The 19,931-nt window shown below is 41.4% G+C and carries 20 protein-coding genes and 1 riboswitch; of the genes, 14 read left to right on the top strand and 6 right to left on the bottom strand.

Going from position 1 to position 19,931, the window contains the following annotated elements:
• Positions 1–35: 35 nt before the first annotated feature.
• Positions 36–1,061 (bottom strand): DUF3231 family protein, encoded by a 1,026-nt coding sequence (locus J2Z37_RS21240; protein WP_342453864.1) that lies wholly within the window; start codon positions 1,059–1,061, stop codon positions 36–38.
• Positions 1,062–1,176: 115 nt separating this feature from the next.
• Positions 1,177–1,512, bottom strand: a complete 336-nt coding sequence (locus tag J2Z37_RS21235) for a DUF3889 domain-containing protein (protein WP_209812327.1) — start codon at positions 1,510–1,512, stop codon at positions 1,177–1,179.
• Positions 1,513–1,673: 161 nt separating this feature from the next.
• Between J2Z37_RS21235 and J2Z37_RS21230 the strand changes: the two genes are divergently transcribed.
• From J2Z37_RS21230 to J2Z37_RS21180, 11 genes are all read left to right on the top strand, one after another.
• Positions 1,674–2,342: an N-acetylmuramoyl-L-alanine amidase gene (locus J2Z37_RS21230; protein WP_209812326.1), complete on the top strand. Its 669-nt coding sequence runs from the start codon at positions 1,674–1,676 to the stop codon at positions 2,340–2,342.
• The gene (locus J2Z37_RS26175; protein WP_209812325.1) at positions 2,284–2,487 is read left to right on the top strand and encodes a divergent polysaccharide deacetylase family protein; all 204 of its coding nucleotides are present in this window, start codon (positions 2,284–2,286) and stop codon (positions 2,485–2,487) included. The genes J2Z37_RS21230 and J2Z37_RS26175 overlap by 59 nt, the downstream gene beginning before the upstream one ends.
• 403 nt (positions 2,488–2,890) lie before the next feature.
• Positions 2,891–3,047, top strand: a riboswitch (cyclic di-AMP (ydaO/yuaA leader).
• 6 nt (positions 3,048–3,053) lie between these two features.
• Positions 3,054–3,683 carry a CAP domain-containing protein gene (locus J2Z37_RS21220; protein WP_209812324.1) on the top strand — a complete coding sequence of 210 codons (630 nt, stop codon included), beginning with the start codon at positions 3,054–3,056 and terminating at the stop codon, positions 3,681–3,683.
• Between the two features lie 424 nt (positions 3,684–4,107).
• Positions 4,108–4,929: an RMD1 family protein gene (locus tag J2Z37_RS21215; protein ID WP_209812323.1), complete on the top strand. Its 822-nt coding sequence runs from the start codon at positions 4,108–4,110 to the stop codon at positions 4,927–4,929.
• Positions 4,930–4,960: 31 nt separating this feature from the next.
• Complete coding sequence (locus tag J2Z37_RS21210) at positions 4,961–5,806, top strand: alpha/beta fold hydrolase (protein WP_209812322.1); 846 nt, start codon at positions 4,961–4,963, stop codon at positions 5,804–5,806.
• Between the two features lie 91 nt (positions 5,807–5,897).
• Positions 5,898–6,344, top strand: a complete 447-nt coding sequence (locus J2Z37_RS21205) for a pyridoxamine 5'-phosphate oxidase family protein (protein ID WP_209812321.1) — start codon at positions 5,898–5,900, stop codon at positions 6,342–6,344.
• A gap of 276 nt (positions 6,345–6,620) precedes the next feature.
• Positions 6,621–9,854 (top strand): DEAD/DEAH box helicase, encoded by a 3,234-nt coding sequence (locus J2Z37_RS21200; RefSeq protein ID WP_209812352.1) that lies wholly within the window; start codon positions 6,621–6,623, stop codon positions 9,852–9,854.
• Positions 9,855–10,105: 251 nt separating this feature from the next.
• On the top strand, positions 10,106–10,375 hold the full coding sequence (locus J2Z37_RS21195; protein ID WP_209812320.1) for a hypothetical protein: 270 nt from the start codon (positions 10,106–10,108) through the stop codon (positions 10,373–10,375).
• Positions 10,376–10,753 carry a hypothetical protein gene (locus tag J2Z37_RS21190; RefSeq protein WP_209812319.1) on the top strand — a complete coding sequence of 126 codons (378 nt, stop codon included), beginning with the start codon at positions 10,376–10,378 and terminating at the stop codon, positions 10,751–10,753. It abuts the gene before it with no gap.
• A 39-nt stretch (positions 10,754–10,792) separates the two neighbouring features.
• The gene (locus J2Z37_RS21185; RefSeq protein WP_209812318.1) at positions 10,793–11,068 is read left to right on the top strand and encodes a hypothetical protein; all 276 of its coding nucleotides are present in this window, start codon (positions 10,793–10,795) and stop codon (positions 11,066–11,068) included.
• A 181-nt stretch (positions 11,069–11,249) separates the two neighbouring features.
• The gene (locus J2Z37_RS21180; protein ID WP_209812317.1) at positions 11,250–11,492 is read left to right on the top strand and encodes a hypothetical protein; all 243 of its coding nucleotides are present in this window, start codon (positions 11,250–11,252) and stop codon (positions 11,490–11,492) included.
• Between the two features lie 107 nt (positions 11,493–11,599).
• Here J2Z37_RS21180 and J2Z37_RS21175 read toward each other — a convergent pair whose 3' ends face one another.
• From J2Z37_RS21175 to J2Z37_RS21160, 4 genes are all read right to left on the bottom strand, one after another.
• Positions 11,600–12,349, bottom strand: coding sequence for a metal-dependent hydrolase (locus J2Z37_RS21175; protein WP_209812316.1), 750 nt, complete (start codon positions 12,347–12,349; stop codon positions 11,600–11,602).
• 368 nt (positions 12,350–12,717) lie between these two features.
• Positions 12,718–13,803 (bottom strand): Ger(x)C family spore germination protein, encoded by a 1,086-nt coding sequence (locus tag J2Z37_RS21170; RefSeq protein WP_209812315.1) that lies wholly within the window; start codon positions 13,801–13,803, stop codon positions 12,718–12,720.
• Positions 13,790–14,887, bottom strand: coding sequence for a GerAB/ArcD/ProY family transporter (locus tag J2Z37_RS21165; RefSeq protein WP_209812314.1), 1,098 nt, complete (start codon positions 14,885–14,887; stop codon positions 13,790–13,792). The genes J2Z37_RS21170 and J2Z37_RS21165 overlap by 14 nt, the downstream gene beginning before the upstream one ends.
• Positions 14,884–16,260: a spore germination protein gene (locus tag J2Z37_RS21160; RefSeq protein WP_209812313.1), complete on the bottom strand. Its 1,377-nt coding sequence runs from the start codon at positions 16,258–16,260 to the stop codon at positions 14,884–14,886. The genes J2Z37_RS21165 and J2Z37_RS21160 overlap by 4 nt, the downstream gene beginning before the upstream one ends.
• 245 nt (positions 16,261–16,505) lie before the next feature.
• Here J2Z37_RS21160 and J2Z37_RS21155 point away from each other — a divergent pair, with 245 nt between their 5' ends.
• The 3 genes from J2Z37_RS21155 to J2Z37_RS21145 all read left to right on the top strand — a co-directional run bounded on the left by J2Z37_RS21155 (position 16,506) and on the right by J2Z37_RS21145 (position 19,931).
• Entirely contained in the window at positions 16,506–17,279 is a 774-nt protein-coding gene (locus J2Z37_RS21155; protein WP_209812312.1) for an SDR family NAD(P)-dependent oxidoreductase, read from the top strand.
• A 194-nt stretch (positions 17,280–17,473) separates the two neighbouring features.
• The gene (locus tag J2Z37_RS21150) at positions 17,474–19,195 is read left to right on the top strand and encodes a cache domain-containing sensor histidine kinase (protein WP_209812311.1); all 1,722 of its coding nucleotides are present in this window, start codon (positions 17,474–17,476) and stop codon (positions 19,193–19,195) included.
• A complete protein-coding gene (locus J2Z37_RS21145; protein ID WP_209812310.1) occupies positions 19,170–19,931 on the top strand; it encodes a response regulator transcription factor in 762 nt (253 codons plus the stop codon). Before J2Z37_RS21150 ends, J2Z37_RS21145 begins: the two co-directional genes overlap by 26 nt.

The raw sequence follows: 19,931 nt of genomic DNA, 5'->3' as shown, positions 1-19,931 counted from the left end.
CTGCCAGGATGGGCGGCTATTTTTTATTGCTTTTTCTACACGAGCGCTTTGCGATCGGCCGCCCTTGGAGGCTCTTCCATCCATCCGTGTTTTATCATCAGATTGGCTCCATCCTCAGCATATAAAGCGATTTCTGATAGAAGCCTTGCATAATGTGCAGCAATATCTTTCCTGGGGCTTGTGGATAACGCTACACCATAATTCCCAATTCCTGATGCAATGAGGGAAACCACATGGAACAACATCAATTTATCAGAGAAAGGGGGGATTGTAGAGTCTGTTACATGGCTTTCCCATGAACGAGGAGTATCTACATCTTCATCTTTGAGAATCGAACCAAATACTGATAATTGTTTCGTTGAGATTTGTTTGCCACGGATTAAATACTTCCGAATGTCTTTAGACTGAACGACTTGACTGAATCCCATGATTAACGCTTTACCCAACGAGTTTGTGATCATATTGATAAAGAGATTTGTGATCTCCAAGCCAGTAATCGGTCTACGTTCCCCGAACCAACCAGAGAGAAAGCTTTGGTCTTTCACAAAATCAACCTTCTCTGGCAGATTAATATAGGGTGGGCGCATGTAAATCCCTTTGTCAAGTAAAACTTCGGTCGATTTTTTATCCAATTCAATAGTCGAAATCATCGCAGTATGGAAACATTCTCGGACATCTGCCCGGGTGGATATATATAAAGCGGCGCTATACGTCATCATTCCGATGCTCGCCATGTGCTTTACATATTCAAGGGCGAACGCATCGGATAATAGGCGCGGAGCGTTCACGTCTACGTCATCCTCTGTAAAGCCTAAAGGGATCGCCACTCCCTCGGAACGAAAAATCTCTTTCACATCATGATATTGCTTTTCGGCTACACCTAAGGCAAATTCAATCACTGATTTAATGTCTAAATCTTGTGCTGTTGCTGAAAAATATTTTAAAACACAAATGCTCATGCTATTTGCTTGGTAAGAAGTCCAAAGATTAGAAATTTCAGAGGCTGTAAGTGGTACTTTTTTTTTGTTCCAACGGTGTCCCTCCCATGAAGTAATGACCACAAGTATCCTTATTTTGGCTAATGATTTATCAAAACATGCGAAAAGGAGTGGAAGGTTGAAACACAGGTAAATGAAAAATGAAAAGAGAGGATAGACGAATCCTCCCTTATCGATATCAAGGCTGTACCTCAGTTAGGCGAACCCGTACTAACTTGTTTGTTTGGGGGTGGAATGAGACATATGCTCTAACTAATTTCTTTTGTCCGCCTGTTGTGACTCTAAATTCAAATGTGTCTTGTGATTCTGTTTGGGAGACCCTTTTCCTGCCTAGATATTCATAATCCGTTTCCTGGCTTTCTGGATACTGTTTCTTCACCTCCGCAATCGCCGCTTCACCCCATTTGGCATAATCAGGTTCTTGTTCTTGTGCATAAATACTTTGTGTGAAAACGAAAATCAACAACAGGCATGTCAGAAACGTACGTGGAAAAAATCTCGGTGAATTCTTCATACTTGACCTCCTCTTTTTAAGTCCTTGCATTCTATTGTTATTATTTACATGAATTTAAATTGATATTTAAAGGAAAGGGAAACAAATCTTGAGGATAAGGAATTCTGGAAATAAAAATAATAGGGATGTTGGATTTAGGCTTGAAAGATGGGGTGGAAATAGTGTACCAAGTAAGGAGTAATTTACTGTTCATAGGACTGCTTATATTGTGTGGGATGGTGGCAGAACCTGCGATGACGTTTGCCGCAGAAGGTTTTCCAGAGACGTATGATGTCATTATAGATGTAGGACATGGTGGGGTCGATGGGGGAACCTCAGTCAAAACGATACTTGAAAAAGATATTAACTTAGCCATCGGGAAGAAATTTTATGAGAAGTTACAAGAACAATCCTTTAACGTTGGGATTACGAGACTCCAAGATTATGCCCTAAGTGATGATAGCCCTTTTCTTCATATGCGCAGTCGTCACCAAAAGGATCTAACCCAAAGGAAATTGATTGCAGATACCCTTAATCCAAAAATCTTTGTAAGCCTTCATGTCAATTGGGCGAAAAATCAAAAGAGGCGCGGACCGGTTGTTATTTATCAAGCCAGTGAAAAGAGTTACACCTTGTCCCAAGTGATACAGCAACATTTAAATCAATTTTATGGGACGAGGAAAGCGCCAATCAAAGGGAATACCTATTATTTAATGAAGCATTTGGATATGCCTTCCATTATTGTGGAAATGGGGTATATTAGTAATCCGAAAGATCTGCAAATGTTGATGGATGAAGAAACTCAGGAAAAAATCAGAGCTTGCAGAGGAAGTAGGAGTACCGTATGTTGAAAACCATCTCTTTCTTGATGATGTACATACCGTCAAGCATATTACAAAACAATGTCATTTAATTAAGGAATTTCTGATGAAACAACCCTTTTGCATCGCCATTGGTCATGTAGGAACACAAGGAAAAAAACAGCAGCTGTTTTAAGCGAACAAATCCCACGATTACAGAAGGAAATGCAGATTGTTAAAATTTCCCAGTTAATCGATCCTGTTTTTTTGAAATGAACTTAAATACTTCTTGGAAGAAGTCAAGATGGTCGTCGGTGGGTCGGGGTTATGATGACCAAAATACTCTTTGAAAGAAGTGAAAATGGTCATCATTGGGTGGATGATGACCAAAATACTCTTTGGAAGCATTGAAAACGGTCATCATTGGGTGGATGATGACCAAAATACTTTTTTGAAGCAGTGAAAACGGTCATCATTGGGTAAATGATGACCAAAATGCTCTTTGGAAGAGCTGAAAACGGTCATCATCAGGGTGATGTTTCCTTGTAGTTCCACTTCACCCAGTAATTTTGCATTTCTTCTTTTCCCATAGTGCTTTAATATAGATGGGGCCGAAACTTACAAGAGAAGTGCGGGGGATCTTTATTCTTGCAGACTTTATGCACAGGTCTGTATTGGGGTGAATCACCCATGTGTAGGACATTCCTTCCTGTCCGAACCCGACAACTAACCTCGTAGGCGAATGAAAAGGAGGAATGAAAAATGAAAAGATGGAGAAAATCACTCATTGCGATGATTATGGGTGCAGTTATAGGATCAGCAAGTTTTGCAGGTGTTACCTCAGCAGCATCCAGTTCCACTTATAACGTACAACATGGGGATACCATGGGGAAAATCGCGGCTTATTACCAGGTCACATTGGGTGATCTCATACAAGCTAATCCACAAATTTCGGATCCTTCCGCGATTTATCCAGGACAAGCTGTTACTATTCCTAGTCTAGATTCAATTCAACAATTTGAAAATAAGGTAATTGAATTAACGAATATCGAAAGAACAAAAGCAGGTCTGCCTGCGTTAAAAGGAAATGGGGAATTATCCCGCGTAGCTCAATTCAAATCACAAGATATGATCGATCATAATTATTTTGATCATCAATCACCGACATACGGATCTCCATTTGATATGATGACATCCTTTGGCATTCCTTTTTCCTATGCAGGAGAAAACATTGCGGCTGGACAAAAGACTCCGGAAGAGGTTGTTAATGGATGGATGAATAGCCCGGGACACCGTGCCAACATCTTAAATCCAAACTATACTGAAATTGGTGTAGGGTTGGCTAAAGGCGGCCAATACGGGTTCTATTGGACACAACAATTTATTCGCTAAAGCGCGATTGGGAGGTAGCTCGAAGTGAGCATGCCTCCCTTTTTTATGTATCAAATTATGTACATAGAAATAATGCTTAGGCAAAATGGAGAAAATATTTGTATCATTTTATAGATGGAGGAGAAGGTCTTGAATAAATTCAAAATGAACAACATGACCGCTTGGGGAATGGCGATCTTTGTTGGTGTTGTAGTTCTTGCGTACATTTTAGCTTATATTTTTATTTTTTAACGTTCCAGGAATCATATGTTTTTTACCGGAGGTCTGTCACTTAGTGAGAGACCTTTTTGCTGTATAGGGAAGTCGAATACATGAAATGTTCTAGTCAAGCATAAATAATAATTACTATTAATGAACCAGTAAGGTGTTGAAGCCATCCTTTTGGAAATAATGGTTATAACTGGAAAAGAAAAGAGTGTTCATGATGAGAGAAATGACTTTTAAAGCTTATTCAATTACAAACGAAATTAATTTAAACAACATTGCCATTCACTGTGGTATTCCAAAGAAATTCACTTGGGAAGAACCTTTAATCTTAAAAAGCGATACGCTAAAATCGATCATTAATCAACAAGTAAATGAATCACAAGCGGTGTTAGTTTTCTCCTTTGGCAGTATCGTGTTTATAAATTTTACACAGTTCCATGAAATAAAGACGTTTTTTCAATACATCCAGACTTTTGAAAAGGATATTGACCTTAGAAATGCGGAAAAATATACGGACGATTACAGTCTTCATATTAGTGAATCTGAAAGCCTTGATTTGACTGATGAATATGTCGTGGCCCCTACATATGAAAGCTTTTACCCCGAACTCATTTCTACAGTATTAGCAAAATCGGTGGCACTTGAGAAAACCGAGGAACAACTTGGAAAGATCCTCGATAATCTCGAGACGGTGATTGATAGGTTGGAAAGAGGCAATCTGAGGATCGGAAATAAGCAAATTGCAAAAACTACAGCTAAGATCGTACGTCACGAATATAACACCCTTGCGTACATTATGATACTGGATAAACCGGATATTACTTGGACAAGTAGTGTTGCAGGCGAATTTTATGATCTGATGATGGAGTTCTTTGAGTTAAATGACAGGTATGAAATTCTAAAAAGTAAGACTGAAATTTTATCGAATATTATGGAGGGTTTCTCTACGATCAGCCATTCGATAAGGGGATTATTTGTGGAATGGATCATCGTGATTCTTATCCTTTTTGAGATCGTCCTGACGTTATTAAATATATAGTGTGTCAAGTAAATATGTGGAGATGACTTAATTGCCTTACATCATAGTGAATGATTGCAAAATCTTTTACACTGTTCAAGGTCATGGGACACCCATTCTCTTTATCCATCCCCCGGTCCTTACCCATATCAATTTTCAGTACCAAATGGAGGAACTGTCCAAGTACTTCCAAGTTATTGCTTTTGATATTCGAGGGCATGGGAGGAGCACATTTTCCAAAGAACGTTTGACCTATCCTCTCATTGTGGAGGATATGAAGCACATCTTAGATGATCTGGATATTGAAAAAGCATTTGTTTGCGGTTATTCAACAGGCGGGTCGATCGCTCTTGAGTTTTTACTTTCCCAGACAGATCGTGCAGCAGGTGGAATCATCATCAGTGGAATGTCTGAAGTTAGTGATTGGCTTTTAAAAAATAAAATTTCACTGGGGATTGCACTTGCCGCTTCCAAAGCCATTAATACCCTAGCCTTATCTATAGCATGGACGAACTCAATAACCAAACCATTGTATTGGAACATGGTTCGAGAAGCTAGAAAAGGAAAGGCCAAAAATATAGAAGAATATTATCGATATAGTTTATCCTATCATTGTACAGATCGATTGGGAGAAATCGACCATCCGGTTTTATTGATCTATGGCCAAAAAGATCACATGTTTAAACGATATGCTGAATTTTTACATGACAAGCTGCCGGACAACCAATTGAATTGGATTCCAAATGTGAAACATCAAATTCCAACGAAAGCCGCATCTCAATTAAATGATTTAATAAAGCAATTTGTATATTCTCATGAGGAATCGGATACATATCAAATGATACCTGATTTTTTACTGCAGGAAGCCGAGGCAAGTCCGGAAAATCTCCAAGTGTAGTTCTAACGGGTTTTTCACATGAAGAGGAGGATATTGGAATCCTTGTGGAGAAGGTAAAGGATTAGTACATAAATTTAAGGAGTGAGTAGAGATGGCAAAAATTTTAGATGCTTTACCAAATGAATTAGTTGAATCTTTACAAGGGGAAAAGATTGTCACCTTTATAACTTTGGACAAAGAAACAAAAGAACCTCAAATTAGTGCTGTATCCTGGGTACTTGCCCAACCCGATGGGAAAACAATCAAGATTGCCGTTGGCCATAATGCACATTGTGCAAGTAATGTACAGGCCAATCCGCAAGTTACTTTGGGTGTGATCGGTGCAGGGAGCTATTTCGAGATTAAAGGAAACGCTGAGGTTTCTGACATCCATAATGGAACCATGAAATTCCGCGTGATCACCGTTTCCGTCCAATCTGTGGAAGATGTTATGTTTTATGGGGGGAAGGTTACGGCAGAACCACAATATGAAAAAACATATGATGCAGAATTAGCAAAGAAACTTGATCAAGAAATCTATGATGTATTAAAGCAATAGAGGGGGATTCCCCCTCTTTTTTCAATTGGCGTATTCGGGACAAGGGATCGGGGTTTCGTGCAAGGTTGTCTCGATTCCGAGCTAATCAGGACTAGGCTCCGCCTACAAACTCACTATTAATTATCCCCCCATTCTCCGCTTAACCTATACCCTATTTCAAACCCCTTCTTACTTCAAATCGTACGCGATCTGTACCAACACGATCACAAGTATTATAATGAGAAACAAGATGTCGTCCTGAAACAGGACCGAAAAAACGAAGGAATGATTAAAGGAATGGGCTTTTCGTTGACACAACAGAAGATCAAATCGTTATGTGGGCAGATTTCTTACATAAGGGGAGAGACCTACTACCGAGCTGAGAAAGTGAGTATCTACCATTACGATCCAGAAAATTCAAGTTACTTAGCTACAGTAAAAGGAAGCGGCGGAGGCTTTCAGGTGACTGTGGAATTTGGAAAAAACGGGGAACTAGGTGCAAAATGCTCCTGTCCAGCGCTTAGTTCTTATGATAAATACTGTCAGCATATTGCTGCCGCTTTGTTAACGATCCGTGACAGGCAACAAGACGGAATTTCAGAGGGAGTCCCGGCTAGACACATAGAAGAAGACGATAATCAGTTGGCCAACAGCATGTTGGAGCTATTCAGCGAGAAACCACCTGGTACACGAAGTAACTCCTATTTCTTCGATTCAAGGATCCCTCTCGAAGTGGAATTCACCTGTATACCCCTCCCGTACGTTGATCGGAAAAACATGTTCGGATTGGAGATGAAGGTTGGGCCTAAACGGTTGTATAACGTAAAGAAGATCAGAGATTTTCTCGATCGAATCAACCGTAGGGAAGCTTTTTTATTCACGACACATTTCACCTATGATCCGAAGCTGCATTATTTTCAAAAGGAAAATGAGGCGGTCATTCGCCAGCTGATCGAAATTTATCACAATGAAAAGATGTACCATGAAGTATCCGACATAGAATCCACCACAGGCAAGAACAACGAACGGATCCTATTCATCCCGCCTTTTTTCTGGGAAGCCCTCCATCCCTTGCTCACACAGGTTCCATCGGTCAAGCTAAAAGCAGGAGAGCTTACATATGATGGGCTCCAATTATCCGACGATAACATTCCGCTCCACTTTTCGTTCGACCAGGCAGAGGAGAAAGGCTATCAGTTAGAGGTACAAGGGTTGGAAAAGCTCATTGTGATGGAGCCATATGGGGTTATCCTATCCGAAGGAAAGCTGATTAAACTGCAGGCAGACCAATGCAAGCGTGTTGCAGATCTCAAGCAGATGCTCGAGCCTTCGCGCAGGCAGCAAATTCCGATTCCACAGGAGCAAATGGCTCCTTTTATGGAAAAGGTGTTACCTGGTTTGATGAAGCTTGGCAAGATCCATATCGCTCAGGCTGTTTCCGATCGAATCATGCAGACCCCATTAAAGGCTAAGCTCTACTTGGACCGTGTGAAGGACCGGTTGCTTGCTGGACTGGAATTTCATTATGGGAGTATCGTGGTGAATCCTTTGGAAAACGGGGAGAAGCGGAGCTCCGACCGCATCCTGATGCGAGATGGGGAGAAGGAACGCCAGATTCTTGAGCTAATGGAGAGAAGCCTCTTCATGAAAACAGAAGGCGGATATTTCATGCACGATGAAGAAGCGCAATACGATTTTCTATACCACATGGTTCCGCAACTGGAAAAGCTAGTGTCGATCTATGCGACCACTGCCGTGAAGTTAAGACTTCACTCCGAGCACACCTCCCCGAAGGTCACGGTGGATGTGACGGAGCGAATCGATTGGCTGGAATTCCGCTTCGAGATGGAGGGGATTCCCGATTCGGAAATTCGGAATGTGCTAGAGTCCCTGGAGGAAAAACGGAAATACTACCGATTGCCAAATGGGTCTCTATTACCCCTTGAAACCGCAGAATTTCAGGAAATTGCCCGTCTCATGAACGAAATGGGCATCCGTGAGGCGGGAGCACAAATCCAGCTTCCGGTGGTTCAAGGACTGCAACTGATCGATTCTGAGAAAAAAGGGAATGCTGTTACATTTGGCAGATCGTTGCGCCGGCTGTTAGAAAACATGCGGAATCCAGATAATTTGGATTTTCCCGTGCCCGAAAGTCTACGACCGATTCTGAGAGATTATCAGAAGTATGGATATCAATGGCTGAAGACGTTAGCACACTATGGTTTCGGCGGCATTCTGGCCGATGATATGGGACTTGGCAAAACCCTGCAAAGCATTGCTTTCATCGTTTCCGTGTTGCCTGAGATGCGGGTTCACGAACATCCTGTCCTGATCGTCTGTCCCGCTTCGCTTGTGTACAACTGGCGTAATGAGTTGAAAAAATTCGCCCCCGAGATTCGGACGGTCATTGCTGATGGCAGCAAAGCGGAGCGCAGTCGTGTCCTCAAGAAGACTGCAGAAGTGGACGTGATCATTACATCCTATCCGCTTTTGCGCAGGGATATCGAATGGTATGATGAGCAAACATTCCATACGCTCATCCTGGACGAGGCACAGCAATTCAAAAATTACACAACGCAAACTGCAAAGGCCGTGAAACAACTTCGTGCCCATCACCGATTTGCCCTGTCTGGAACACCCGTAGAGAACAACCTGGAGGAGCTGTGGTCGATCTTCGATGTTGTTTTCCCTACGCTGTTTGAAAGTAGAAAAGCTTTCCATGAGTTATCCCGTGCACTTGTTGCCAAGCGGGTTCGACCCTTTTTGCTGCGTCGCTTAAAGTCAGACGTACTAAAGGAACTCCCGGATAAGATCGAGTCGCTTCAAACCTCCGAATTGCTGCCGGAACAGAAGAAGCTGTATGTGGCTTATTTGGCAGAATTGCAGCAGGAAACCGTAAAACATCTGCACCAAGGCTTTCAGAAAAATCGAATCAAAATCCTCGCCGGCCTTACCCGCCTTAGACAGCTGTGTTGCCACCCATCCCTTTTTGTCGAAGGATATAAGGGAAGCTCAGCGAAGTTTGAGCAGCTGATGGAGCTGTTGGCGGAATGTCGGAAAGCGGGAAGGCGGGTCCTCGTGTTTTCCCAATTTACCGAGATGCTTGGCCTGATCCGACGGGAGCTGGGGGATCAAGGGGTGGCCCATTTTTACTTGGATGGAAAAACAGCGAATGCTGAGCGAGTAGAGTTGTGCAACCGATTTAACGAAGGGGAGAGGGGCCTGTTCCTGATCTCGTTAAAAGCAGGGGGGACCGGACTGAACCTGACCGGAGCGGATACGGTGATTCTTTATGATCTGTGGTGGAATCCTGCTGTGGAACAGCAAGCAGCCGACAGGGCCCATCGAATCGGGCAAAAGAACGTGGTGCAGGTCATCCGCCTCGCTAGCCAAGGGACTGTGGAGGAAAAGATGTATGAGCTTCAGCAGAAAAAGAAAGATCTCATCAAAGAAGTGATCGGGGAGGGTCAGCAGGAATTGTCAGCCCTCACCGAGCAGGAGATTCGACAAATTCTAATGATTGGAACATAAAAAAAGAACCCTAAACAGGGTTCTTTTCTCCTTACGTCTATTCAGGCTCCACAACCCGATAGCAATAGACGTATCGCAAATATCGGCTCAGAAAATAACTATACCACTTTTTCTGCGAAAACACCACATCATTTCGAAAGAGAAATGCGAGGGAACTTTTACTAATCAGTTCTAAAATAGAGGACATCCCCATAATCATTAGGTAACAAGGTCAAATGGTACCCGTGTTACCACAACAAGGAGGTTCAATGATGGGGAGAGAGGATAATCGTAAACGTCTATCAAGTTCTTATCAAGAAGAAGAGATTGAGAAGATGAATCGAATTTCAGCAGCTTTGGGAATCGCTCCGACAACCTTGCAGACGGAATTGGTTAGACAGGGTATTAACAATCCGATCGTGATGGATCAAATCATCTCAAAATACCGCGCGAAAGCGAGATTTCATATCTTTACGAGTTATCATAATGATACCCTGCAATTTTCCATTGTCGATAAAATCAAGGTGAAGGGGAAAAAGTAGGTGGACGTGAACAAGCATAAGCTAGATATAAATTTTGAATCATTGCAAGAGGTTTCAGCGACTCTTGAATATATGAAGCCTGCAAAACCATTTCGGGTGGTTAAGGGAAAATTGATACGACGAGTCCGCGAGGTTCGAAGCGATAAAAAATTGAAAGCCAGAGTCCGAATCAATCGGTTGGCAAACGATAATTTAATGATCCTAACGGCTGCTTATGGGAAGAAAAAGTCTGTGATTTTATCAGACATTTGTCAATCTGTTTTAACAAACCAAACGCTTTTGGTTCGGATCCTTCGCCACCTGAAATATCCTGGTGCTACTTTTAAAGTGATGGGTTCGACGGAAGAAAATGAACTTAAGTTGAGATTGGACGAGTAGTAATTACTCTTGGGTGACAGAAGAAAGGGGGGAGTTCAGGTGGAAATGGAAGATAAAGGGTATAAACGAGTGAGTTCGAGGTATGAAGAGGAAGAATACATGAGACTCAAACGCTTATCAACGGCATGCGGAATCACACCCACGACTTTACAAACCTTCTTCACACGACTCTGTATGAACAATGAAACCATTCTTCATTTCACGCAACAGCATTTTGATGATTCATCGTTATTCAGAGTCATTCCAAGCAAGATCGATGGAAAGTTGGAGCTGATCTTTGCAGAAAAACCAATGAAGAAAAAGCGGAGAGTATGAGTCATCTTTAAAAGAAAGAGTCAACCTGTCTCGATTCCCGCTGAATTCGGACAGGTTCTCTACGTTCACACTTGATTATTTGCTTCAATGGTTCTTTTTTCAATTCTTCCAATGTGGTCGCACGCATGTCTGAGATTAAAACAAGTTCCTCTTGAAAAACTTCATGTGATATAAGATCTGGGTGAAAGTTCAATTGGGTCACGAATGCTCCATCCAACTTGTCTGTGACAACTCTCTTGTTTCGGTGTTTCAAGGGAACCCTGTAACGAGGTTCGACCTTCTTGGGATTGTCTTAATCGTTGTTGCACTTTTGTCTAATAATTTATTTGCAAGGACGTTACACAAGAAGAAATCCATTCAGCATGTTCAAACAAACTTACGTGAGCGTACAGCAAGTGGTGAAATCATCGGGTTACGAAATTAATAAAAATTAACCATTCTGTAATTATTCCGTAACAAAGAGCCTGTATACTACAATTAATGACCCCCTAATTGAATATAAACCCGCCGAACGCCTGGCGGGTTATTTTTTTAGTGACTGACAAAGATGAATCCAATCATCACGATGGTATAAACAGCTTTTACAATAAACTCGTATAAGGTTCCCGAAGCAGAACCCGTTTTAATCCAAGGAATACCGAACGGAATTTTAATGATAGGATAGAAATAACGAACCCTCTCTTTTGTGAGCGAGTCAGCAAATAGGTGTGATAAGTACCCGCTGAATCCAACCCACATCAGGTTTTGTAATCCGAAGTGGATCCCGATTAAGTAGCAGACGTACGCCCATAACCCCAAAGCCCATACGGTATGTGTTAATCCTCGATGCTTGGCAATCATACATAGCAGGGAGAATGCGGCTATTGCAATCAACCATGTTTCTTTGTTCATGAACCCAAAGTAGGCGAAAGCCGTCCCCCAGATCCCTAAAGTCACTTTTCGTTGAATATCATCACGTACCAATAGACTACATAGTAATAATACCGCCACCACACTTAACGCCGTCGTATGTCCGAACCCTGTAAAAAGAGCTACGGCACCTAAAATCGCAATCAATATAAATCCGAACCAACGGGCCTTTTGGGAACTCTCAGTTACCATTTTCCCTAACATTCCACTTGAATCTAGATCAGGAGCCAATGCCGATAGTCCGCCAATTAACACGCCTCCTACCAATATTTCCGTGAGTCCATTGACAGACCATATATCTATTCCGTTTAATACAGCTTCTACACCAACACCAGTTACAATTCCTAGATATAAATGCGTTTTTCCTGTCATTCTACCTCTCCCATTTATGACGCGTACCAATTTAAGTCATTCTGTATTTTTACAGTATATTAAACCTCCATACGAAAACACAATCGCTTTTGGTTCGGTGTTCAATCATCCACCTAATTTCGATGTTTATGGACATGTGTCCATTCCTTTATGGGAAGTTGCTCATATATTATGGGTGTATTCTAAAGGAAAGGGGAACTGAATGATGAGCTTATTTCAAGGTTTATTTAACGATGAAGACTTTGTAATCATTCTAGTCCTTTACGTTCTTCTTGTGATTGTTTTAGCAGCAGCGGATTAGGGCAAAAATAAAAGCGGTTAAAAAGGGAAAAGAAGCGGAATTCCTCCGCTTCTTTCAGTTTGTGTAACTAATAAATAGACCCTGTCCCTCGTACCTTCACTTCTGCTTTCATTGTAAATTCGATTTCTGGATAGATGTCTTCCCACTTTTGCCATTCGGTTTGATTGTTGAGATGACTTCCTCGATATCTTAGTCCAAACCCGATCGGATCTACGTTAGCCTGTTGAAACTTTTTTACCAACTTGAGAACGTTTTTTCTGATTTCTTGTTCGGTTAGAATTTGCAATTGATGCATCTTTTCCAGTGCTAATGTTTGTTTGGACTCTTCAATGGTGACAGACATTTTACAATGGATATGAATAGTTGGCTTTTCCCCGGCCAGCAGATCGTAATTGAGCTTAACGGAGTCTGCAAAAACAAAAAAACTCTCTCCATTTGCTTGAATTTTAAAGTCTGTCTTTTTTAGCCTGCCTAAGAATGAATTCAAAATTTCGCTCTCTAAATCATTGAGGGTCAAGTTCATTCGATAGTTTTTAAAAATCGCAGATGATAAAATGGAGTACTTATCACCTTCCGCTTGAATAATCGGGAGGACTGGGTCAATTCCCTTTTCTTTAATCCGTCGGTAAAAGTCAAAGAGGGGTTCTGTAATCACATAAGGCGCTTCCGTACCTGAACGGCCAAAATATAAAAAAAGAGAATTGCCTGGAAGACGCTCGAACGCCGGTCTGACTTTCAGTACTTCCAGGGCAGTAGGGGATCCAACCCCCGTATAGGCAATCCGTTGGATATCCCTTCTCCGGACAAACCAATCAATGATTTCTGAGACGTTCTCCTTCTGAACAAGCGATTGTCCAAAAATAATGGCTTTGGTATGACTAAAATCAATTTCTTTATCTAACTGGGCGCGAGTGATCCGAACCGCTTCGGTCATTGAATCGGAATCTGTTGTTATGATTTCCGCTTCATTGGACTTGGCAGATGGTTTGTCTGGAGGAATGGCAACTTTGAAAGTTATTTTGTACTTCCCATGATCTGAGTTTGACTTGTCAACACCGATAGCTACGACAAAAAATCGTTTATCAATATCCTTATATCCACATCCTGCCAATAAGAAAAATAGACAAACCATCAACAATTTAAACCCCCTCATGTCCTCGCCTCCAAGCACAATAGCCCAATAAGAAGATCAATAGGAATTCGCCAAATAAGCGGATCGTGTACCAAACAATACTAAAAGAACGAATTTGGGATTGAAATAAGAGCTCATTGATGGCAAAGGTAACACCGCAAAATAAAAGGGTCACCATCCAAGGAATAATCCGCTGAGCTTTTGCTTTATACTTTTTAACATTTACTGCCCCTTTCATTAATTCAAGACCGACATGCCAATGGATAAGCGCACTTGTTAGAGAAATAGAAACATAAAGTAAGAGAAATAAACCAATCCCTCTCTCGATCGGGCTTAAATCAAACCGAATGGTATCAGCGGTCATTACCCAAGGGTACCTCGCATGGCCAACGGCTTCTGTTCCTAATAACCCAATGGGAATAAAAAAGGTTGTAAATAAATTTACAAAAGCAACGCTGCCAATGATCCATCCTCGCTTAAACTGAAATTGATCTTTCATCACCCGAGCAAAAATAACCATATTGAGATATCCGGCAAACGTGTATAAAGCGACAGTGAAACTATCCCATGCCGGAATAGTGAGGGCATGTGTACCTACTTCTTTCACTGCATCCCAGGAGAAATAGGGGTGGGTATAAACCTTGAGAAAGATGATCGCAACGAGCGGCAAATTAAGAATTAAAAGCAGTTCCAATAAGTACAAAACTTTGATCGATGGCATTTTTGCACATAAAACAACAAAGGCAAGGAAGATGAATAAAAAAGTCCATTCAGGCATTTCGGGGTTAATATACTGTTTACTTACATCGACAAAAATCAAAATCGTGATGATCCCCGCAATAAACCAGGTAACCCCCATAAGTAGCAAGAACAGCGTGCGAATCCACGGTTTCACATAGCGGTTCAGGATTTCTGGTAAACCCTCACCGGGAAAGCGGTTGATACAAAAACCAAAAATCGCTGCATTGATGGTTCCCACGATTAGTGCAATCACCATGGAGGGTACCGCTCCAATGAAACGTTGCTGAAGAAGAACATTCGGAACAAAAGCGACCACATTCACCGTCATATTGAGGAAAATCAGATAATAGTAAAAACGACTCATCCTTGTTCTTCCTTCACCCGCGTAATTTCTTCCTGATCTGTTGAACTTTTCATAAATAGTTTTAAATAGGGCTGACCAAAGCTATCCAAATGCACAAGATAGGCAACGATTCCCACCAGTCCAACAATAAATCCAATCATCCCGAATACGGTTGAAATGAATAATAATAAATACTTTACACCTCGCATCGCAAAACCCATGGCATTGATCGGAATGACAAAGTTTGAAATGGCTACCGCAGCAATCAGAATGACCATAATATTGCTCACAAGAGCCGCTTCCGTAGCCGCCTGTCCTAAGATCAACCCCCCAACGGTTGTCGCTGTCGAGCCAATCATCTTCGGTAAGCGAAGACTTGCCTCTGTTAAAAACTCCATCATCAAAAGCATCAAAAATACCTCGACAAAAGCGGGATAGGGCACTGAAATTCGGCTGCCAGCAATCGTTACGGCAAGTTGAACGCGAAACAGTTCGGGATTGTATGCAGTAGAAACTACATATAAAGAGGGCAGGGTAATCGTGATGAACAGCCCTAAATAACGCAAAACGACGACAAAACGACTAGTCCAATAGGTGTGATATAAATCATCCATCGAGGCCATAAAATCAAAAAAAACACTTGGAACAAGTAACACAAAGGGATTGCCTTGCATGACGATGGCAATTTTCCCTTGGGCTAAATTATAAGCCACTCGATCGGGTCGCTCTGTTAGCATAATCGTTGGAAACATGGTCCTTTTTCTTCGGCTTAAGTGTCGTTCTAGCTGTCCAATCGATAGAATGATCGCCATTTCACCCTGAATTTCTGCGAGTCTTTTGTTTACACTCTCTAGGACAGCTGGATCGACTAATTTTTCATCATATATAATTGCAATTGGGGTTGGGGCTTGATTTCCAATCTCTTGGTTTTCAATCTTTAAACTTGGCTGATAATATCGATCACGAATCATGTTTAAATTCGTTGCAATGTCTTCACTAAACGAATTCTGAGGCCCTTGAACCGTAGATTCAATTTTGGCTTCAGAAATTCCGGTGTTGGCCACCTTCCTTATATCAATCAAACGAATATTCATTCCTGAGATGAAGACAACCGATCCGTGAAGTAATTGGTTTAATGTCTTTTCCGGACTTATATAGGATGAGGTTTGAAAAAGGTTATCTATATAAGACAGATAATCGTGGAGAGAATCCGTTTCGAAAAAGGGAATAAGCAGATGATCTTGAATGAATGCTTGGTCGCAGATACTCTTAATATAGAATAACTGGGCTTTTTTCTCTTTCGATTCAAGCTTTTGCAGGCAGATATCATCGGATTCAGCTAGCTGGGATTGCAACCAAGGTAATAGCGATTTAGCTGGATTGGATTTATACATAGGAGATCCCTTTCATCAGACAAATTCTTCCATAGTGTGCCCTTTAAATAGAAAATGTATGTTAGGAGGTGATTTATTTTAGTTTGAATATTAAAAATTGCGTATTGAATTGTTTGGTAGTAACAAGGTAGTCTAGAACTAGGAATGACACCAGGAAAGCTATTCCCAATTTCGAAATATCCCGTTCAAAAATTTGAGCGGATGGTTCCAGGAGAATGAATGCTATATATGAAGGAGAGGATCTAATGCGTTTGGAGGATAAAATAGCGATTGTTACTGGTGGTGCAACGGGGATCGGTTATGCGATTGTCGAAGAGTTTTTGAAACAAGGTGCGAAGGTTGTTATTGCTGGGATCGTTGAAGAAGAAAACAAAGCCGCTGTAGAGAATCTTTCTAGTCTAGGAGAGGTGACGGCGATTCATACCGATGTTTCGAATTCAGCCTCTGTGCAATCGATGGTGCAAAAAACGATAGAGCAGTATGGAAGAATCGATATATTGGTGAATAATGCAGCCATTCAAATCTATGGGATGACCGAAGAAACGACAGAGGAGAACTTCGAGCGAGTCATTAGTGTCAACTTAAAAGGTCCATTCCTGTGCATGAAATACGTTCTTCCACATATGCGTAAGCAACAGAAGGGCTCCATTGTGAATATGGGTTCAGTGAATGCCCTAGCAGGGCATCCTACATTGTTTGCTTATGGCACGGCCAAAGGGGGGCTACATGCCATGACGCGGGTAACGGCCATTGAATACGCAAAAGAGGGAATCCGTTGTAATGTCATTGCACCAGGAACAGTGAATACACCCATTTTGCGCCGACACTTGGAGAACCAATCACCAGATCCGACGAAAGCCATGCAGGCTTTCAACGATATCCATCCTGTTGGACGGATTGCTGAGCCAAGAGAAATTGCGCTTGCAGCGGTATATTTAGCTTCCGATGAATCAAGCTTTACAACAGGTGAAACGCTTGTCGTAGATGGCGGCTATCGAGTGCAGGGCTTCTTGCCATAAATAACGAAGAAAATCCATCCAACGGTTAACAGATCAATCGTAGAAGGATGGATTTTTTTTAATTTTTATATAAAATAAAATTCTGCTAAAATAGAAAGAAAAAAGGGGGTGAACGGAGTTTGAGCTTGAGGCTAAAATTTTTACTTATCTTTCTTATCAGTACCTCGATTCCAGTCATTCTCTTTAGTTTTTTGATGTATACATTTTTTGCGAATCTAGCTGAAAAGCAATCGGAAACAGAAACCAAGTTGTTTTTAAATCAAGTAAATAAAAACTTAACTAGCCATTTGGATGAGATTAGGAGAATTTCCCTCCTTCCCGATTTTGACAGCAGTATTCAGGAAGGGTTAAATCATCCAAAAATCATGATTACGGAAAATACCAAGCCAACAGATAACCTATATGCAACGATGAATGCCGTTACGCAGTTTCGGATGCTGCCATTTTGTTCAGGTGCGACGATTTTTCATAAAAACGGAACCTTATTATTATCGCAATATTTTTCGCCGATTAACTCCCATTTGAAACGGCCTCTTAACCAAGAACAGTGGTTCCAGACATTTATTCATGATCAAACCAAAACCTCCATGTATATAACGGAGTCAAGATGGGCTGATTTACATGAGAATCCGGATTCCTATTTTAATAATTGGGCTTTCTCCTATATGCAAAAGCTCTATTCATATCCAGGTCATGTATTTAACGGAATCCTCGTTTTAGATTTTAAACAGGATCTTTTTGAACAAGTGGTCCATCAGAGTGAAAAACAGGGGTTATACCCGCACTTTTTTGTCTATCACCCGCAGCAATCGGAGTTTCTATACGAATCCAATCCGAAATTTATGACCAAAGATATCGAGGAAATGGTGAAAACAGGTTCCAACGTTACGCAAACCGTAGACAAAACAATCAATGGAAGCGATTATTTTGTGACGTATAAAAATTTGGAGGGCTCTCCATGGGTGTTAATCTCTACCACATCGAAAGCAGAAATGCTGCAGGAAGCCCAAGTTGTCTATAAGACTATTGCGGGGGTGCTACTTTTCTGTATTTTATTTTCCATCCTTCTTTCTGTATTGTTTTCTCGGAGATTGACCCAACCGATTCTGGAGCTGCAAAAGTTAATGGGTAGAGTGGAGTCTGGTAATTTACAGGTACGATATCAACAAAACCGAAATGATGAAATTGGCTATCTGGGGAATAGCTTCAATCACATGCTTAATGAACTGGATAAAACCTTATACAAATCCTACATGCTAGAGCTGCTGCGCTCCCAAATTCATCCGCACTTCTTGTACAACACGCTAGGAACGATTGCAAGTATAGCCAAAATCCGTAAGGTATCCGAAATTTACACCCTTTCCATTGCTTTATCGAAACTCTTACGCTATAGCATAAACAAGCACGAGGACAAGTGGGTAAGTTTTGAAAAGGAGCTGGAACATTTACGTTACTATGTCGATGCCCAAAAGATCCGCTTTGGAGATAAAGTGACTGTAAATTGGGAGATAGACGAGGGGATAATTGAACAAAAAACGATTAAATTAGTTCTCCAGCCCTTAGTCGAAAATGCCTTTATGCATGGGCTTGAGCCAAAAGGAGGAGGGACTATTGATATTATTGGGAATGTGGATCAAGAGCAATTAATTTGGGAAATTCGGGATGATGGGGTAGGAATGACGGAAGTTCAGCTTCAACTGTTAAGAGACTCCTTGCATCAAACGGTGACTCGCACATCAGAACAGATTAAGAGTGGAATTGGTTTTTTCAACGTACACCAACGTGTCCTGCTGACATTTGGTCCGCCTTATGGGCTAGAAGTGCAGAGTGAAGTGGGAAAGGGGACAACCGTGCGTCTTATTTTGCCTATTGTATCGAGAGGTGAGGAACATGTACCAATTACTCATTGCGGATGATGAACACTGGATGAGAGAAGGCATTATAGCCACATTAGATTGGGAACAGCTTGGGTTTATGATCGCTGGTCAAGCGGAAAACGGGGAAGAAGCACTGCAGATTATGGAACAAAAAAACATTCACTTGCTTCTTGTCGACATTCGCATGCCAAAAATAGATGGATTAGAGCTGATGAAAAAACTCTCTTTAAAAAAGAACAAGCTTCCTTATGTGATTGTCATCAGTGGCTATGATGATTTCTCCTATGCAAAACAGTCCTTAAAATTAGGGGCATCGGACTATATATTAAAACCGGTTGAATCGGATGAATTATACGCATCCGTTCAATCCATTGTGGAACAGTTGAAAGAAAACGGACACTATGGATTTGAAGAAACACTGCCTCTGGAGGTACAGTCGTCCCATTCCAAAGTGATCGATGACGCAAAAAATTATATTTTAACTCATTTTAGTCAGGAGCTTTCCTTGCAGAAGGTGGCAGATGTTGTTGAACTGCATCCGACGTATTTCAGTACGTTATTTCACCAAAGCATGGGGTATACCTTTATTAACTTTGTCACACATGTCCGAATAGCAAAGGCCAAGGAGCTATTGGTGCATACCCATTTTTCGATTAAAGAAATCGTCCAGAAGGTCGGATATATTGAGGAAAAGCACTTCTACCGCCTATTTAAAAAGTGGGAAGGAATGACTCCAAGAGAGTATAGGGAGAGGGAAAGGAAGCTTCAAGCCTAA

This window comes from Ammoniphilus resinae (genome assembly GCF_017873965.1).
Lineage (GTDB): Bacteria > Bacillota > Bacilli > Aneurinibacillales > RAOX-1 > Ammoniphilus_A > Ammoniphilus_A resinae.
This window is presented reverse-complemented; position numbering and strand designations above follow the sequence as displayed.

Coding starts and splice junctions, on each gene's coding strand:
- J2Z37_RS26175 (WP_209812325.1), top strand. CDS start 2,284: ATGAAGAAACTCAGGAAAAAATCAGAGCTTGCAGAGGAAGTAGGAGTA.
- J2Z37_RS21200 (WP_209812352.1), top strand. CDS start 6,621: ATGGGCTTTTCGTTGACACAACAGAAGATCAAATCGTTATGTGGGCAG.
- J2Z37_RS21150 (WP_209812311.1), top strand. CDS start 17,474: ATGTATACATTTTTTGCGAATCTAGCTGAAAAGCAATCGGAAACAGAA.
- J2Z37_RS21195 (WP_209812320.1), top strand. CDS start 10,106: ATGGGGAGAGAGGATAATCGTAAACGTCTATCAAGTTCTTATCAAGAA.
- J2Z37_RS21160 (WP_209812313.1), bottom strand. CDS start 16,260: ATGTATAAATCCAATCCAGCTAAATCGCTATTACCTTGGTTGCAATCC.
- J2Z37_RS21215 (WP_209812323.1), top strand. CDS start 4,108: ATGAGAGAAATGACTTTTAAAGCTTATTCAATTACAAACGAAATTAAT.
- J2Z37_RS21220 (WP_209812324.1), top strand. CDS start 3,054: ATGAAAAGATGGAGAAAATCACTCATTGCGATGATTATGGGTGCAGTT.
- J2Z37_RS21170 (WP_209812315.1), bottom strand. CDS start 13,803: ATGAGGGGGTTTAAATTGTTGATGGTTTGTCTATTTTTCTTATTGGCA.
- J2Z37_RS21205 (WP_209812321.1), top strand. CDS start 5,898: ATGGCAAAAATTTTAGATGCTTTACCAAATGAATTAGTTGAATCTTTA.
- J2Z37_RS21235 (WP_209812327.1), bottom strand. CDS start 1,512: ATGAAGAATTCACCGAGATTTTTTCCACGTACGTTTCTGACATGCCTG.
- J2Z37_RS21155 (WP_209812312.1), top strand. CDS start 16,506: ATGCGTTTGGAGGATAAAATAGCGATTGTTACTGGTGGTGCAACGGGG.
- J2Z37_RS21165 (WP_209812314.1), bottom strand. CDS start 14,887: ATGAGTCGTTTTTACTATTATCTGATTTTCCTCAATATGACGGTGAAT.
- J2Z37_RS21145 (WP_209812310.1), top strand. CDS start 19,170: ATGTACCAATTACTCATTGCGGATGATGAACACTGGATGAGAGAAGGC.
- J2Z37_RS21175 (WP_209812316.1), bottom strand. CDS start 12,349: ATGACAGGAAAAACGCATTTATATCTAGGAATTGTAACTGGTGTTGGT.